This window comes from Clostridium sp. C2-6-12 (assembly GCF_009928485.1).
Classification (GTDB): Bacteria; Bacillota; Clostridia; order Clostridiales; family Clostridiaceae; genus Clostridium.
Genome location: NZ_JAABNP010000014.1, coordinates 1 through 17810, shown reverse-complemented (window position 1 = coordinate 17810; position 17810 = coordinate 1). Strand labels below are relative to the sequence as shown.

Here is a 17810-nt window from a genome sequence, read left to right as displayed (position 1 = left end):
GTTTCTGTAAAAAATATTAACTTTAATTTCTTCAATTAGAATTCTTATTGAAATATCACCTATTAAAATAAGTCTAGCAATAATTATGCATCAAAAATTTTCACATGATGAAGTAAAAAATTATGTCGTATATGCAAAAAATTGTATCGTGAAAAAGTAAAATATCGTCCTTTTATTGTTTTACGCTTTTATTGAATACGATTACGAAAATCCGGTTAAAAAAAAGAAAAATTTAGTGTATTATTGCATACAAGGAGGTGAAATGTAATTATTTCTGCATCAACAAGTGCGGACAGGTAGCAACACAAATTTTTATCTTAAAATAGGGGATGATATTATGTTTAACAAAAAGTTATTAACATCATTGTTAGTACTGAGCATTTCTTTTACTGCTTTTTCTTTTGGAGGAATTAAAGATGCAAGTGCTGCTGTGACTGCATCAGATTCGTCTTATGCAACTCAATTTTCTTCTCTTACTTTATCAAAAAATTATAAACCTTTAAATCAAGGTAATCCATGTATGACCCAACGCTTCAATGCCGATCCTGGAGTAATGGAGTATAACGGAAGAGTATATGTATATACATCGCACGATCAATACATATATGATAGTAAGGGTGTTGTTCAAAATAATACCTATGGTAATATTCAAACAATTAATTGCATATCCTCTGATGATATGATCAATTGGACTGACCATGGCACAATTAATGCTGCAGGAAGCAATGGTGCAGCTAAGTGGGCAGCAAATTCTTGGGCTCCAACTGCAGCTCATAAAACTATTAATGGGAAAGAAAAATTCTTTCTATATTTTGCAAATAGTGGCGGCGGAATTGGAGTTTTGACAAGTGATTCACCTACTGGTCCATGGATAGATCCATTAGGACATGCATTAGTTACTGGTGCTACTCCAAACTGTTCTCAAATTCCTTGGCTTTTTGATCCAGCAGTATTAATTGATGATGATGGAAGTGCATACTTATATTTTGGAGGCGGTGTTCCTTCTGGTCAAGAGGCTCATCCCAAAACTGCTAGAGTAGTTAAACTTGGAAACGATATGACTAGTCTTGCTGGAACTCCAATTACTATAGATGCCCCATATCTATTTGAGGATTCTGGAATTAACAAAATAGGAAATACGTATTATTACAGCTACTGTACAAACTGGGCATCTAGACCTAATAAAAGTGATCCAGGAATTGCAGCCATTGCATATATGACAAGTAATAGTCCTACTGGTCCATTTACTTACCAAGGAACTTTTCTAAATAATCCTGGAACATTCTTTGGATGTACAGGCAATAACCATCATACACTTACAAAGTTTAATAATAAATGGTATGTATTCTATCATGCTCAATGGTTAGAAAATAAAATGGGTACAAATAAGGGCTATAGAAACACACATGTTGATGAAGTAAACATTAGTAACGGAAAAATCTCTCAAGCTACTGGAACTCTTACTGGTGTACCTCAATTAAAAAATTTAGATCCTTATGCATTAAATAAAATGTCAACTATTGCATGGCAAGGTGGTATTAAGGTATTAGGTTCAGGGAATACAACTGTTGAAATGAATGCTGGTGATTGGGTAGGAGTTTCTAATGCAGCCTTTGGAGCTGGAGCAGCTTCTATTAAAATGAAAGCAGCTTCAAAAAACGGAGCAGTAATTAAAGTTTGTGTTGATGATCCATCTAATACAGCATGTGGATACATTTCTATACCAGCAACAGGAAGTACAAACACATTTACAAATGTGTCAGCAAATCTTTCTAATTTAACTGGAACAAAAAAATTGTTCTTTGTAGCATCTGGAGATTGCGTAGTAGATAGCTGGCAATTTTCTAAAAGCCTTTCTTAGAAAATATAATTTAAGAATATTAATTTATAGTATTAGCTGATTTAATTTGAAATTTCTTATTCTATTAATGTAGATCCCTGGATCTATAACTAATTAGTATATTACGAGGAGGAAAAAATATGAAAACAAAAAAATATCTAAGTGTTATTTTGTCTGCAACTCTTATGATGTCTACACTTCTTACTTCAGGAATTCAGGCAAATGCAGCAACAACTACACCAACTGCTAAGGCGGAGGCAACTAATGCAAATTTATTAAATACTTACGGGAAAGTGTTTGGAAAGGTAGGAACTACATTAAACGGTGGTCAAATTTCAGATAGAAATGCAATAAATGCTACAAAGAAGGAATATAATAGTGTAACCCCAGAAAATGAAATGAAACCTGATGCTATTTTAGGCCATTCTTCAAATGTCATTTCTATATCAGAAGCAAAAGCACTTGGTTACTATATTCCTGATAATTATCCAGAAAATACAGTTCCAAGACTTAATTTTGGAACTGTAGATAATATGCTAAAATTTTGTTATGATAATGGTTTGTCAATGCGTGGTCATACACTTCTTTGGCATTCTCAAACTCCAGATTGGTACTTTAAAACTGGTTATAACCAAGCTGGAAACTATGTGAGTCAAGATGTTATGAATAAGAGAATGGAATTCTACATCAAATCTGTTATGGGACATGTTTTTTCAAGCAAATATGGAAGTGTAATTTATGCATGGGATGTTGTAAATGAATATTTACATGCAGAAAGTGCTCGTGAACTTTCTGGATGGCAAAAAATTTACGGAAAAAATCTTGGTCCAAAAGCTGGTTTTGTGAAACAAGCTTTCCAATATGCTTATGATACATTAAGTTATTATGGCTTAACAAATAAAGTAAAATTATTCTACAATGATTACAATGAATACATGGAAGTAAATGACATTATTAGTTTAATTAATAATGTTAATTCAGGCAAGAAAATCTGTGCAGGAATTGGTATGCAATCTCATTTAACTACTAAATTCCCTTCAGTTGCTTATTACAAAGCTGCATTAGATGCATTTGCAAAAGCAGGCTTTGAAATTCAAATTACTGAACTTGATGTAGGATGTACATCTGAATCAGAACAAGCAAAATATTATTATGACTTAATGACTGCTATTTTATCTGCCAAAAAATCAGGCGCTAATATTACTGCTCTTGTATTTTGGGGATTAAGCGATGATCATTCATGGCGTTCTAGCGAAAAGCCATTATTATATTCTAATTATTCAACACCAAAACAAGCTTATTATTCAGTTTTAAAAGCATATACTGATGCTGGATATACTGTTGGTAAGTAATTTAATTAAAGTGACTTAAATTAAGTTATGATATTCATAACTATTCTGGGTTATTTAACACTACACCTGTTGCAAAATTCATTTTTCATATTTATTTAATTAATATTACACTTATTTAACTCTAACATATTAATCATCATACTTTTATGTTAATTTTGTTACATTTAGATGATTAATTTTGTTAGAGTTTTCTTTAATTTAGTCCAATGTATTATTTGCTATATTCTGCAATACTATTAGCTGCCTTCATGCCAGTACTCAACGCACCTTCTATCCATCCATGAGTTAAAGATATATGCTCTCCTGCAAAAAAAACTTTATTATTATACTCAGGTTGTTCCATTCCATATGAAAAAAGTACCTGCTGCTCTGGTTTGAAATAACAAAATCCACCATAAAAGCCACTTTCTCTATTCCAATCTAAAGTTATAGCTTCCTCAACTATTGAATCTAAATATCCTTCTCTAAGACCATGCACAGCTTCAATTTGTCTTTTTATTTTTTCAAACCTAACATTATCTTGTAAGTTTCCCACACGTATTGCATCTAAATTTAAATTATAGGCTGCAAGTAATACACCTGGACTATTGGGGATTGATACAGGTACATTTTCGTCTTTTATATCATCATTTCCAAAGGTAAAATTATGACTAGGATACCATATAGTCGAAATCGGCAAATCAGTGCTAGAACCTCCTCCAAATATTCTTTCATCTTTATTGCCTTTTTCCCAAAATCGCTCCTTGCACATAAATATGGTTTTTTGTGAGGATGTATAAAATACTTCCTTTATAGCCTGCATCTTTCTATTACTAAACATGGGATATACATCTAAATTTCTAAGGCTAGAAAATGGAATTGCACAAATGATAAAGTCAAAAGCCTGAGCTTGTATTTCTGAAGCTTTTGTATCTTTATATTTAAGTACAACTTTATTATCCTTCTCTTCTCTAAATATCCCCGTTACAGTTTTTCCATTTCCAAAAACTACCTTTCCCAAATCTTTTTCTTTAACGTTAGAATACTCTTTAGGTTTTTCTGATAATAAAGAATAATAAAATGAAAGAGGAAAATTAACCATTCCACCATCAATTTCATATCTATAGGCATAATCCAAAGTGTATTCTTCAATTAAATTTTCTGAATAGCTGTTATAATAAAATTCTCCTAAGAATGGAGCAACACCTGAGATTAGTTCAATAGCTTCTTGACTTAATCCCGATTCCTCAAGAACTTGTCTTATTGAATGACTGCCTATATATTTAATTATTGGCGAATAATCATTTTTTATTTGTATTAATTCCTTCCTTATTTCCGGCTCTATTTTTAATAAATTATTTGCAAGTGCATCTCCAATTAGTTTTTGCCAAGGCGTAATTCTTTCTATTGGTGTTAAATTAAACTCTGGATAAATATTTTCCATAACACTTCTGCCTTTTGAATCATTTCTTGCTCGTTTATTTCTTACATAAATAAATGCATTTTCATTGTTTTGAATAAAAGGTCTTGTTTTTAAGCCAAATGTATTTATATAATGCCAGGTAGTCTCGTGAGAAGCTGGTATTCTCATTGCCCCAAATTCACCATAATACCTTTTTTCTTTATCAAAGTAATGAGTATAAACCCTTCCACCTACACGATTTTCTTGAGTTTCAAAAATTGTAATATCAAATCCAAGCTTTCTAAGTTCAAAGGCTGAAGCTAGTCCAGCAAGACCACCTCCTATTATTCCAACACTAATTCCCTTGCAGCTGCCTGGAGCTCTAATAGTTGTAATATCTTTAGGTGGACTTAAAAGTTCTATTATGTTATAAAAATCTTCTAATCTATTTACTTCTTGCAAAGTAATCTGAATCATTTTATATCTTTCCTCATCAGTTGGATTAATTGGCTGTATATAATTATTTGTTTGCCTAGCCAAATAACTGCAACTCCTTTTTATTGTTTACAGGTTTTATTTTATGACTCAACCAGCTTATTCAATTTACTAATATAATATGCTTAATCATTCTTTAAATTACAGTTATTAGATATAAACTCTCTTAAAATAAAATATATTCTTTTATTCAAAAAGGGAAGGGAGTATCACTCATGATTAAAATCTAATCATATTTGATACTCCTTTCATCTTTGATTTAGTAATAACATACAATCGGGGTATTTTCCTCTATATTGTTAAATATAGTATTCGCTAAATTATAAGGTGCATTTACGCAGCCATGTGATCCATTTGTCATATATATATTACCACCAAAGGCATATCTCCAATTTGCATCATGGATGCCTATTCCTCCATTAAATGGCATCCAGAAACTTACTTGAGTAGCATAATTATCACCTTTTAAAGTTGCATCCTTTTGCTTATATTTTAATTTATATATGCCTGCTGGAGTTGAACAATTGTTATTTACATTTCCTGTGACAACATCTCCCTCAGTAACAAGATTTCCATTTTTGTAAAACCATAAATGCTGCATTCCCATATTAATTTCCACATAAGTATTACCAAGGTCATTATCTTTATGGGAAGCTGCTTTTTGAATATATACTGGTTCTTTTGTTGTTGTTTGTCCATTTTTTATTATATTAATTAATTGTTTTACTTCTTCTTTTTTATTAATTGACCAGCCATAATCTCCACCACTTATCCTTTTTACTGTTTTTAATGAAGTATTAAAATCTCTTGGTTTCCCAACAGTATCATAGATAATAGAAAGTTTATCTAAATATGCTTTGATTTTTTCTTCATCAAATGTAACTTGTAAATCATCATCTACTTTAATCCAATCCTTTATTATTGATCCATCTATTACTTCATTTTTATCTCCAAACTCATAATTTACCTTTGTCCCTATATATTTATTAAGTTCTTCATTAATATCTAAAACTTCCTGTGATTTTGAAGTATAATCAGGCTTTTCGTAGCATTCCTCAGCTTCTAAGTTAATTAATTTTTCACCTTTTAAAATTGCATTAACAACTTTATTATATAAAATATCCTTATTAACTTTGTTTCCACTGATTTCTTCTTTAATAACATAACCACTATTGGTATATTCAAATCTTGGATTTTGTGGTTCTACTATATTACTATCATTAAAACAATTAAGCTCTTCTAAAACTTCCTTTAAAATTTTTTCATCATATGTTACTACATTTTCAACTTCAAAATCTTTTTTATCAAATATTCCTTTAACCCATGCAAATGGATTTTGCTTATCTTTTAATTGTCTAACCTTTCCATTTGAATTATATTCTAAATCTATATTATCTCCTCTTATTTCTTCTATAACATTTCCCTTCTCCTCCAACTGTAATATATATTGTTCGACTTCTCTTGGCATTTGTTCCTCTACTTCTTCCAAAGTTTTTCCTGACACATTAACGCAGCTAACTGTTGATCCAAAGAAAAAGTGATTTCTAAAATACACGGTCATTCCAAAATATAGTATTAGCAAAGTAAAAAAAGAAATTATAATACCTTTAAAAAATTTAATGTGTTTATTTTTTTGATTTTTCATGCTACCTCTCTCACCCCCTTATTATTATACCAAAATATGGAATTAAATATTTATTCTTTCACTCGCCTCTTATTTACAAAAGTTTCGTTTATATAGAAAATTTAAACAATAAATCAATAAAAAAATATATCGAAATTGACACTTCATAGGTAATAACCTTTACATATAATTCTGAACTCTTAACTAATTTACAAATTTCGAATTTTTGTTAATTTTCTATGTAAAAGAAAATAGAGATAATAGCTAATTTAATAACTATTATCTCTATGCCTATATATTTTTAGCTCAAAATATTATTTTCGTGGAGTATTAATATATGAAATTCCATTTAAGTCAGTATAAATCTTAACTTTAATGTTTTTGATTTATCTATATAAATATTATAATAACTAAGTTATTCATATTCTATTTTTAAAAAAGATTATCATATTTACAAAAGTATATTTAATAACTAAATATCTAATTATTTTGAGGGTTATATTTATAATAATTCATTATAGATTGTTCTTCAAATTCACAATCTTTATATAAATTTAGAGCTGTATTATTTTTACACTCTACATCTAATTCAACTGTATAAATATTTTTTTCATTTATTAAATGCAGTGCCTCTTTTAAAGCTGCCTTTCCATAACCTTTTCCTCTAAAGTCAGGTAAAATTCCAAAACCACATATAAAAGCATAGTCTTCACTAAATTCAATGTTAATTTTACCAATAGTATCTCCTTCAAATTCAATTATATATGATGATTCAGTCATACTCTCGTCTTCCTTAAAACTATCTTCCTCTTTTTCGTCATTAAAATATATTGAATTTTGTCTTGCTATTTCTTTTCCATCTGATTTTCCAGCCTTCCTTAAGCTTATTACTTCAATCCGTTCAGGACTAATTTTACTCTCACGTCTCATTCTATATTCTGAAAAATCGTACTTTCCACCTACCGCTTTAATAAAATCACCTCCTGAATTAGATTTTCCATCTGACAATAATAATATTTTATAAAACTTTCTCTTAACACACTCTTCTGCTGCAAGTTCAAAAAGTTTATTAAAAATCCTTTTTCTTCTCCACTTCGGATGAATCATTCCATTAAGTTCACCAATATTCCTTCCAAAACATGATATACCTATATATCCAATTAAAATACCATCAACATAATAAAAAAACTCATTTATATTTTTAATAGCTCCATCGGGTTTCTTTGGTGTATCTAATTTATAATTTAACCCAAGCTTTAAATTTACATTGTCTTGTGAAGTACACAATTCATAAAGAGACTTTATTTCACTATAATCTTTTTCATCTATATATTCCTTTAAACATATTTCATGATTAATTGATTTTTGTAACATCTTATCTTCCCCTCTTCATTTCTTTTTGAAACTTAGATATACTTTTCGATTTATTTTTTTCCTTTAATCTAAGATTTATATTTTCCTTTTGCTCTGCAAATCTAGCTTCTTTCTTTAATTTAATATAATTGTTCCATCTATCCCTTGAAAGTTCTCCACTCTCCAAAGCAGCTTTTACTGCACAGCCAGGCTCATTTTCATGGGAACAATCATTAAATCTACACTTTTTAGCTAATTCTTCAATTTCATCAAAAGCTTTGTCTAACCCCTCTGATACATCCCACATTCCCAATTCACGCATACCAGGAGTATCAATAATCATGCCGTGATTTTTAAGAGTAATTAACTGCCTGTGTGTAGTTGTATGTCTTCCTTTGCTATCATCTTCACGTATTGTATTTACCTTCATTACCTGCTCACCAGAAATAGCATTAACAAGTGACGACTTTCCTATACCAGAAGAATCTAAAAACACTATGGTTTTATGAGGCTGAGCATAATTCCAAACTTCCTCTAATCCCTCTCCAGTTACTGAACTTATTGCTATTGCAGGAACAAAAGGAGCTATTTCGTCCACTTTTTCTTTTTGAGCAGTATAATCATTGCATAAATCACGTTTAGTCATTATAATGACAGGCATTGCTCCACTTTGCCATGCAGCTGTTAAATAACGTTCCGTTCTCTTTATATTGAAATCATTATTTAATGAAAGCATTATAAAGACATAATCAAAATTAGCGGCTACAATTTGCTCTACGTTATTAAAAGAATCAAGTCTTGAAAATTTACTTTTCCTCTCCAGTACATGATAAATAATATCATCTCCTGAAGGATTATATTTAACGAGTACAAAATCCCCTACTGTAGGATATACATTATGAATTTTATCATTATAAAATAATGAACCCTTTAGCTTTGCATTCCTTTCTCCATGTTCTGTTACAATTTTATATTGTTCCTTTTGAACCTCAATTACTCTTCCAGGTATTAAATCCTCCGAAGATACCTTAAGCATCTCAACTTGTTTTTCAAAATAATTATCATATCCGTATTTTTCCATAACATTGTCGTTCATTGATTTCCTCCAAATTAATTAAATATATTTTAGTTTCCAGTTTGATTTTTTTCATATTGCATCTCTCCTTTATTTACTGTAAAAGAAGCTGCTGCACAAAGAAACGCAACAACTTCTTTCACTTAATATTCTCTAAAAATGGGTATAAAAATCCCGCAGATAGAAACCCTAAAATTGGCTGCTATCTGCGGGTAATAAAAAGCTATTCAAATGAATCTTCTATACCATTTGAACTCAATTAAAATCCTTTTATAGTCAGTATATTATGAAAGGTTACTTATAATTGCAAAAATGCACAAGAAACAAAGGGTATATAAAACCCACTTAAATCACATTTTCGCCCATATTTAGTTTTAAGATGCAATCACCATTACACTTAATTCCATATCACATTTCTCCTTTCATAGAACATATTGAAATTTTACAATAAATTCTTTTATAAAACAATTGTACTACTTCCATAAATTTGTGTCAATTGTAACTTTTAACACTTCTAATATTTTCATTATCTCATGTAGTATACAATCTCCTTATTGGAGATAAATTTCGAATTGCAGAGAAGTTCCGTATTGTGGCATAGTCACTCTTTTCATATGTGCATAGCTGCTCTTTTTATAGGTGAAAAGTTCCGAATCGCAGGAAAGTTCCGTATTGCAGCATAGCTGCTCCTTTTAGAAGTGCATAGCTGCTCTTTTTATGGGTGAAAAGTTCCGAATCGCAGCATAGCTGCTCTTTTTATAGGTGTATATTTTGAACATTTAGAACATGCTTTTTATCACTATTTAAATTATACATATGTAATATTGCCATAAGAATTATACCCATAAAAACTACAATAAACACTAATGACCAAACCTTATTTATCCCATAAGAGTCTATGTATCTTCCAACGACAGAAGTTCCTACTGCATTAGATAAGGCATGCATTAAATTATTTACGCCACCAATTCTAGCTCTAAAATTTTTAGGACTGTTATTAGCTAAATATACACCATTATTTGTAGCTGCAATAACTTCCCCGATTGACCATAATATAGTTGAAAATATAAATAAATAAAAAGACTTCCCAATTATCCCTATCATTCCAAAGCCTATCATATAGAATATTCCTGCAATTATTAAATTCACAAGAGTTTTAAATCTTTTAGTAATTGAAATAACTAAAACAGTCAAAAATATTACAGTTATTGCATTTGTACTCATCAAATATCCATAATAAGTTGCTCCATTTTCTTTAAAAACTTTATTCATCATCATTGGAAGTGAAAATATAGTTTGACTATAAGCAAAACTAAAACACATATTTATTAATAAAAAGAAAGTAAGACTTGGCCTTTTTAGTAATACTTCAAGCAAATTACCTGATGCTTCTTTTTCTTTTGAATTTTTCTCTTCCATTTCTCCTGTTTTAGGCTTTGTCTCTTCTACATAAATATAAAAAATTCCTATTGCTATAAATGAAGATATAGCGTCTAAAATAAATAGCAATGAAAGATAATTATTAAATAAAAATCCTGCTATTATAGGTCCTAAGGCTACTCCTATATTTATACCTAAATAAGTTAATGACGAACCAATCTGGCGTTTATTTGGGGACAACACATCTGCTGTGATTGCTGATATGGTTGGTCTAACAAAACCATTAAAAAATGCTGATATTATTATCAATATAATAATTGCTATAGAATTGTTAATAATTCCACAAGTCAAAATCGCTAAAGCAGCTATTCCCTGTCCAAATAAATATGTCTTTCTTCTGCTTATAACATCTGCAAATCTTCCACCTAATAAAGATGCTGGAACTGCAACTAAAGATACTGTCATTACAATTAATCCAGTCATAGAGTAAGTAAAATTTAGTTTTTGAGTCAATAATAATGATAAAAAAGGAATTACAAAATCACCTAATCTGTTAATTATCTGCACACAAAATAATGCATATATGCATTTAGGCAATCCTTTATAAGTTTTAAAGATATTCAATTTTAGCCCCCCTCTAAATTGTCTTAATAAAAAATAAAGCCCACTTTATAAATGAGCTTTATAAATATATTATGTTATTATACAACAACTTCTTAAGTAAAAAAAGCCTTATTTGTATTTAAACGGTAATATAATTTTAAAGGTGACAATCACCACTTTTTTAATATTTATCAACTACATTTCCTATTATTGCATGTTTTATCATAGGATTATTTTGAAGTGCCTTAATTTCTTTAGGACTTCCTACAACAACAATTCCACTAATTTTAAAATTATTTTCATCAATATTTTGTACATCTTGATCATGTCCTATTTCCTTTAATTTTTTAACTGCTTCTTTAAAATCCTCTCTAAACACTCTAGTTCCATGTTCAAATTGTCCTGGCATAACAGAAGCTTTAATTCCAACCACATCATATGTAGGAACTTTTTCCTCAGTAACTCTTTTCTTTTCTTCTTCTGAATTATTATCGACCCAATAAAAAGTTATTAATTTATTATCTATTATATTATTTATATCTTCATATATGTATTCCTTATCAAAAGATAACGCCATTTCAACGATCTTATTATTATCAATTTCATCTAATAGACTAAAGTCGTTTACTTTTGTTTCTTCATCATTTATTAGAATTTTATTTTCATCGCTTGGAAATTGGTGTATATAATTTCCATATGCAACATATGGATATAAAAAATATAATTTTCTTAAACCATATACATCACTATATCTTTTATCTAAAGTATCATTAATCGAATATTGTAGCAATGGCCATCCTTTTATCGATACTCCATTTTTAGAAATTCCACCTAAATAACTATCTGATCCTGCATATATAATCTTACTTCCAAGTCTTTTTCCGTACTCATAAGTAGTTTCAAATTTAAAATATCCTGTTTCTCTGCAGTTTTCTTTTCCTATAAATTCATTTGGGTGTTTAATTTCATATTCCAATAATTTTATCTCATAATCCTTACGATATGAATCGTTAATATATTTTTCACTCGCATAGTTTAATCCAAATATTCCAGTAACAATTATAACAATCGTTGAAATAACTGATATTATTATAAGCTTCAAATTTAATCTATTTCTTTTCTTTTTTATTTCCTCTGTTATTTCAGCTTCCATTTTATCTGAAAATATATCTTCAATATCTTTACTCACAATTTTCACCTTCCCATATTTCTTTAAATTTATTCCTTGCCCTATAACATAAAGTTTTAGCTGAACCTTCTTCAATATTAAGAAGATTGCCTATATTTTTATATGATAATCCCATGCTATATTTTAAAACCAATAGATTTTTTTCACTTTCTTTCAATAAATCTAAAACTCTGTTCATTTCTATAGCATTATCTATATGTCCAATGTTAAAATCACCTTCAATAGCAACTGACAATTCATCTGTTAAGCTTATATTTACCTTACTCTTTTTATATAAGGTATAAAATTTATTAATAGAAACCTTAAACATCCAAGCCTTTATATTTCCATCTATTAAAATATCAATATTTTCATAAGCTTTAATAAAGGTCTCCTGAACTATATCTTCTGCATCCTCTTTAGCAGCTCCTATTGAAATTAGATACTTATATATTAGGGACAAATCCTTTTTTATCAGTCTGTATATATCATCTTTTATGTTTCATCCCTCCTTGATTTCTTTACTAATTAATGGTACCACATTTATATAACTATTGAAGAGGATAAAAGGTGAACAAGCAATTTGAAACTTTTGTTAATAAATTTCCCAAACCTTATATGCATATATTTGTTTTTTGCCAACTAATAACTTCTTCTATCTTCTAAATTACATTTGACCTAAAAAATTAAAAATGTTGTAATTAATTTATTATTGTATAAGTGAACAAAACTATACAGAAAATGTCAAGAATAATGAGTTTAGATTTGATAAGATTATATTCAGAAGGAGGTTAAAGCATGGACTGGATAGAATGTATTCAAGCTTCAATTGACTATATTGAAGAAAATATAGAACAGGAACTAAATAGTGAAATAATATCTTCAAAACTATATGTATCTAGTTATAACTTTCAGCGTATGTTTGCAATACTATGTAATTGTACTGTAGGCGAATATATTAGGAATCGCAGATTAACTTTAGCAGGCTATGAACTTTGGGATAACAACACTAATATTTTAGAAATTGCACTTAAATATGGATATGAAACAAATGAAAGCTTCACAAGAGCATTTTCAAGATTTCATGGTGTCACTCCATCAACTGCAAGAAAAAACAAGCTAAGCTTGAATATATTTTCTCGTATATCTGTAAAATCTAATTTGTCAGGAGGAAAAGAAATTATGAATGATTTTAGTAAAAGAGGTTATGTTGTAAAAGAAACAGGAGCAGTTTATTACACCTTAGATATGGATAAAACATTAAAATGGTTTACGGAAGTTTTAGGATGGTATGGGCAAATTGAGTCAAGGGATGAAAATGGACAAGGAACCTATGGATGTTTAAATAATATTCCAATTGAAATTGAAGCCTTGCATATAGCTCCTTTCACAGGAATTCATATGTTTAAAGGTGAATGCTTACCAATAGTAGTAGGTTTCATGCTCGTTCAAGGCATTGAGCAGCTATATTGCTTTGTAAAGAATAGTGGTTGGAATCAAATAACTGAAGTTATCTCCGAACCATGGGGAGGTAAATCATGTCAAGTAACAACTATTGATGGAAGCATTCTAAGGTTCTTTGAAATATAAAACATAATAAATAGTTTATAAATCGCTTTTTTTGATGAATTAGCGATTTATTAATATACTACAATAGCCGCTTAATTATATTTATTGTAATAATTAACAAAAATAAAATCCTTTAAAATTTTAATCTTTCCCTTTTACAATTTATGTTACAATTTATACATACTAGTAATATATTTTAATTATTCTATGAAAACGGAGATGCACATATATGAATGAATGTTATAAACATAAAGTTCCAACATTAGAAGATGCAAGGCAATTACTAAAGGAAGCTGAAATTCTGTTTCCAGGTCCATGGGTGCAACATTCACTTTTTGTTGCTGACGCAGCAAAACTAATAGCAGAAAATTGTGAAGATATGGATTCTGAGGTAGCATATATACTAGGATTACTTCATGATTTTGGGAGAAGAGACAGCCTTAAATACGGAATAACAACAATGGTACATATTTTAGGTGGCTATAATTATGCTAAAAAATTAGGTTATGATTTATTAGCAAAGATATGCATGACCCATTCTTGTCCGAGTAAAAGTATTTATGATATTGACGATATTGTAAATAAGAACTGTACTGACGAAGAATATGAGTTTGTTGAAAATTATTTTAATAAGGTTGAATATAATGATTATGATAAATTAATACAATTGTGTGACGCATTAGCCTTGCACAATGGTTTTTCACTAATAGAAAAAAGACTGATTGATGTTGCTCTGCGACATGGTGTAAACGAATATAGTGTTCCTAAATGGAAAGCTTTCATGGAACTACAAAATTATTTTGAAGAAAAAATAGGCAAATCTGTATATAGTATATTACCAGGTGTTGTTGAGAATACTTTTAATTTATAAAACTAAATATAAAGTATTGTTTATTATATAGAAATTAGCATTTATTGAAAGGTGGAGTTAACGAAATGGATTGTCCTCATTGTGGTAATACTAATATTGAAGAGGGAGTTTCAATTGGACAAAGTGCAGAAACAGGGAATATTGGACCATCTTATAAAAAAGGTTTATTTATAGGGTCTGTTCAAATGTATTGTGATATATGCCTAAACTGTGGCGAGATTACACGTTTCTATATTAAAGACTATACCAATAAAAAGTGGCATAAAAAGCCTGGTTCATTATTCAGCAAATAAGTTTAAGAAAAATATTTTTCGTTCGTTTATTCTTAAGTCATAATTATTCTAAATATACATATTCAAATTTCAAGAACATAAATAAAGAAAAATCTCTTTACTTATGTTCTTGAAATTTGAATAATCATACAATATTTTCATTAAAAAATCATGGACTATTCATAAAATTCAGGTGCGACCTTTATAGTCTGAAAAAATTCATAGTCATGTGCAAAAAATACTTTCCCGTTATATTTCTTTTCTAGTGCTTTTACTTTATTAACTGACTTAAAAAATGAAAGGCTATCATAAAGTAACCCTGAAACTTTAACTGGAGGTCCATAAATTTCTGAAGTATATACGCAATCTTGTGGAAAAATTAAAGTTCCTTCCTTTTCTAAATGAATTACCAATCCAAGCAAGCCAGGAGTATGTCCTGGAAGATTTATGATTTCTATTCCTTCTTCAAATTCAAAATCTTCATCAATCAAATGATACTGCTTTACTGAAACATCTAAATCTGCTTTTATATACCCGCCATGTGTCAAAGGATCTGGATTAATTCTTACCTGAGTTTGTGCATGCATAAAGTCAGCTTTTGAAACATATATATCTGCATGCTTAAACAGCTCAAGATTTCCTGCATGGTCTAAGTGCATGTGTGAAATTATTACCTTCTTAATTTCTTCTGGTTTAGTTCCACAAAAAGCCAATTGATTTTCTATTCTTTCTTCCTCTGTTTGATATAATGGATATATTTCCTGAAGATTTTTAGGCCAATACCCTTTCATAGCATTTGGATTGCTGCCTAAGTCATATAAGATTTTACCACTTGGATGATCTATTAAAATCGACATAACTGGCAATTTTATCCACTTATTTTTCACATAAGGCTTACTATAGGTTCCTAGAGTTGCACTACCTACAACATTATTTTTATCCGTTTCTAAATATCCTGTATTAAGTATATATACTTTCATTTTCACACCCCATAAAATCTAAAATTAAATTATAAATTATTTATTTGAAATTATATCATTTTAAATTCTATAATCATATGTACTTTACTAACGTATATATTGTGCATTAGGTATAAAAACAAAACTATTATTTTACCCTATTTCTGATAACTAGAAGTTTTGTACAGAATTATTTAAATATTATTCATAACATAGTAAAAGATCCGCTATTTATTAATATAGGGATCTCTTTACCAATTATTTTAATGCATCTTCAAGCAATTTATTAATGACCTCATATAATGAATTATAATTCGTATTCATATATGTATATTTATTATTTTTTGAATTAATTGTTATTTCAAATTCACTATAGCATTTTTCATCATTCATTGCTTTAAATTTTATAACAGAATCTCCATTTAAATAATCAAAATATAATTTCTTATTATCTGGAAACTCAAGTATATTTTTTTCTTTGTGATACAACGCTTTATAATGTAATTTATTTTTTTCAAAATTTTTATTTAATTCTCGTATAATATCCTCACAACTTTTTTCAACTTCTTCATGATTAAATTTAGTTTTCGAATCATTGTCTATACTTTCTGATACTTTTTTAGTATACTGCCCCATCCAACTAGTGTCCATAAATATCACCGCCTTACATATATTAATTATATGTAATTTATGAAGATTATTCAATAAATGTAAATCAACATTCTTTAGCTTATATATCTAAAATATTTTCCATCTAATTTTTAAACAATTCCTTAAATTCCCTTTTAACATTCAAAAAATCTTCTAAGTCATTTAAAAACTGAAATAGCAAAGCCCTATTTTCAAATTCTGTTCTGTTCTTTGGCAATTCCATATTTTCGTATTCCTTTCTTAGACGATTAAGCTTATCAATAAGTTCAACACAATCATTATCTTCATGAATATTTAAAGCCACTTCATTAGTAAATTCTGATAATATTCTAGTCTGCTCATAGGCCATATAAAATCTTGAAAAATGCCTTTTCATTCTTTTTATAGTTTCCAGCTGTATTATTCTCATATCAATATAGCTTATATAATAATCATTACTTTTAAATAAATTATTATTGTTTATTTTTTGAGCTAAAGCTTTGGTTTCCTTAATTAATCTTTCTGCACTTAAAAGTACACTTTGCTCATACATAGGTACAGATTGAGTCATTAGGCTTACTGCCATGTCTGAAATCATAGCTCTAAAATAATCTTCAATTCTTGCTTTATTTTTTTCAAATTCATTTTCTAGAGAAGGAGTATATAAATTAAAAATCAATGCAACTCCAATTCCAATAGCATTTAGCTTTTCTTCATTAATAATCCAAGAAGTATCAATATGAGAACTAATTAATAGATGAGTTGATAATACAGCTCCAACCACCATTCCTTCACTTATATTTAAAGCCTTGGTTATTGGAATAAATATAAGCAAAAATAGACCAAATACAATTGGATTATTTCCAAGAAATACATAAAGCACATAAGATAAAAGTATAGCTATGGTAGATGAAATCATTCTCTTTCCACCAATTAGTAATGCTTCCTTTTTTGTATCTTGAATACTAAGTATTGAAATTATCCCAGAGGTTACTCCAAATTGTAATCCAAAATAATTTGATATGATAATTGCTATTGTAGCAGAGCAAACCATTTTAAATGTTTTTGTTTGTAAATACTTTATCATAAGTTTAATTTTTCTCCCCCTTAACTATTTTACGATCTGTTAAGTTATATGAACATTGCGCTTCTCAACCTTAGGAAATACAATAGGTTTGCGAGGCTTAATAATACCCCCTTAAGAAGGAGAGAAACGTAATGAACAAGACTACTATAAA

15 protein-coding genes are annotated in these 17810 nt (G+C 28.9%); 5 read left to right on the top strand and 10 right to left on the bottom strand.

Translation table 11 applies throughout. The annotated features are described in order from the left end of the window. Positions 1-337 precede the first annotated feature (337 nt). On the top strand, positions 338-1861 hold the full coding sequence (locus tag GXK56_RS13040; RefSeq protein ID WP_160688010.1) for a glycoside hydrolase family 43 protein: 1524 nt from the start codon (positions 338-340) through the stop codon (positions 1859-1861). 119 nt (positions 1862-1980) lie between these two features. Next, positions 1981-3192, top strand: coding sequence for an endo-1,4-beta-xylanase (locus GXK56_RS13035; RefSeq protein WP_160688008.1), 1212 nt, complete (start codon positions 1981-1983; stop codon positions 3190-3192). A gap of 211 nt (positions 3193-3403) precedes the next feature. On the opposite strand, the gene GXK56_RS13030 is transcribed toward GXK56_RS13035, so the two are convergent. The 7 genes from GXK56_RS13030 to GXK56_RS13000 all read right to left on the bottom strand — a co-directional run bounded on the left by GXK56_RS13030 (position 3404) and on the right by GXK56_RS13000 (position 12746). Continuing rightward, positions 3404-5050 (bottom strand): FAD-dependent oxidoreductase, encoded by a 1647-nt coding sequence (locus GXK56_RS13030; RefSeq protein ID WP_160688208.1) that lies wholly within the window; start codon positions 5048-5050, stop codon positions 3404-3406. A 277-nt stretch (positions 5051-5327) separates the two neighbouring features. Next, a complete protein-coding gene (locus GXK56_RS13025; protein ID WP_160688006.1) occupies positions 5328-6713 on the bottom strand; it encodes a L,D-transpeptidase family protein in 1386 nt (461 codons plus the stop codon). 459 nt (positions 6714-7172) lie between these two features. Further along, entirely contained in the window at positions 7173-8066 is an 894-nt protein-coding gene (locus tag GXK56_RS13020) for a GNAT family N-acetyltransferase (RefSeq protein ID WP_160688004.1), read from the bottom strand. 1 nt (position 8067) lies between these two features. Then, positions 8068-9141: a ribosome small subunit-dependent GTPase A gene (rsgA, locus tag GXK56_RS13015; RefSeq protein WP_160688002.1), complete on the bottom strand. Its 1074-nt coding sequence runs from the start codon at positions 9139-9141 to the stop codon at positions 8068-8070. 735 nt (positions 9142-9876) lie between these two features. Then, positions 9877-11124: an MFS transporter gene (locus GXK56_RS13010; protein ID WP_160688000.1), complete on the bottom strand. Its 1248-nt coding sequence runs from the start codon at positions 11122-11124 to the stop codon at positions 9877-9879. A 160-nt stretch (positions 11125-11284) separates the two neighbouring features. Then, the gene (locus GXK56_RS13005) at positions 11285-12292 is read right to left on the bottom strand and encodes an anti sigma factor C-terminal domain-containing protein (protein ID WP_160687998.1); all 1008 of its coding nucleotides are present in this window, start codon (positions 12290-12292) and stop codon (positions 11285-11287) included. Then, a complete protein-coding gene (locus GXK56_RS13000) occupies positions 12285-12746 on the bottom strand; it encodes a sigma-70 family RNA polymerase sigma factor (protein ID WP_279283106.1) in 462 nt (153 codons plus the stop codon). Before GXK56_RS13000 ends, GXK56_RS13005 begins: the two co-directional genes overlap by 8 nt. A 323-nt stretch (positions 12747-13069) precedes the next feature. Here GXK56_RS13000 and GXK56_RS12995 point away from each other — a divergent pair, with 323 nt between their 5' ends. The 3 genes from GXK56_RS12995 to GXK56_RS12985 all read left to right on the top strand — a co-directional run bounded on the left by GXK56_RS12995 (position 13070) and on the right by GXK56_RS12985 (position 15004). Further along, a complete protein-coding gene (locus tag GXK56_RS12995) occupies positions 13070-13861 on the top strand; it encodes a helix-turn-helix domain-containing protein (protein WP_160687996.1) in 792 nt (263 codons plus the stop codon). 208 nt (positions 13862-14069) lie between these two features. Beyond that, positions 14070-14711, top strand: a complete 642-nt coding sequence (locus tag GXK56_RS12990; RefSeq protein ID WP_160687994.1) for an HD domain-containing protein — start codon at positions 14070-14072, stop codon at positions 14709-14711. 65 nt (positions 14712-14776) lie between these two features. Next, a complete protein-coding gene (locus GXK56_RS12985) occupies positions 14777-15004 on the top strand; it encodes a hypothetical protein (RefSeq protein WP_160687992.1) in 228 nt (75 codons plus the stop codon). 155 nt (positions 15005-15159) lie between these two features. Here GXK56_RS12985 and GXK56_RS12980 read toward each other — a convergent pair whose 3' ends face one another. The 3 genes from GXK56_RS12980 to GXK56_RS12970 form a co-directional block, all read right to left on the bottom strand. Beyond that, complete coding sequence (locus GXK56_RS12980; protein ID WP_160687990.1) at positions 15160-15963, bottom strand: N-acyl homoserine lactonase family protein; 804 nt, start codon at positions 15961-15963, stop codon at positions 15160-15162. A gap of 237 nt (positions 15964-16200) precedes the next feature. After that, a complete protein-coding gene (locus GXK56_RS12975) occupies positions 16201-16593 on the bottom strand; it encodes a hypothetical protein (RefSeq protein WP_160687988.1) in 393 nt (130 codons plus the stop codon). Positions 16594-16696: 103 nt separating this feature from the next. Continuing rightward, a complete protein-coding gene (locus GXK56_RS12970) occupies positions 16697-17659 on the bottom strand; it encodes an aromatic acid exporter family protein (protein ID WP_160687986.1) in 963 nt (320 codons plus the stop codon). Between the last annotated feature and the right edge of the window lie 151 nt (positions 17660-17810).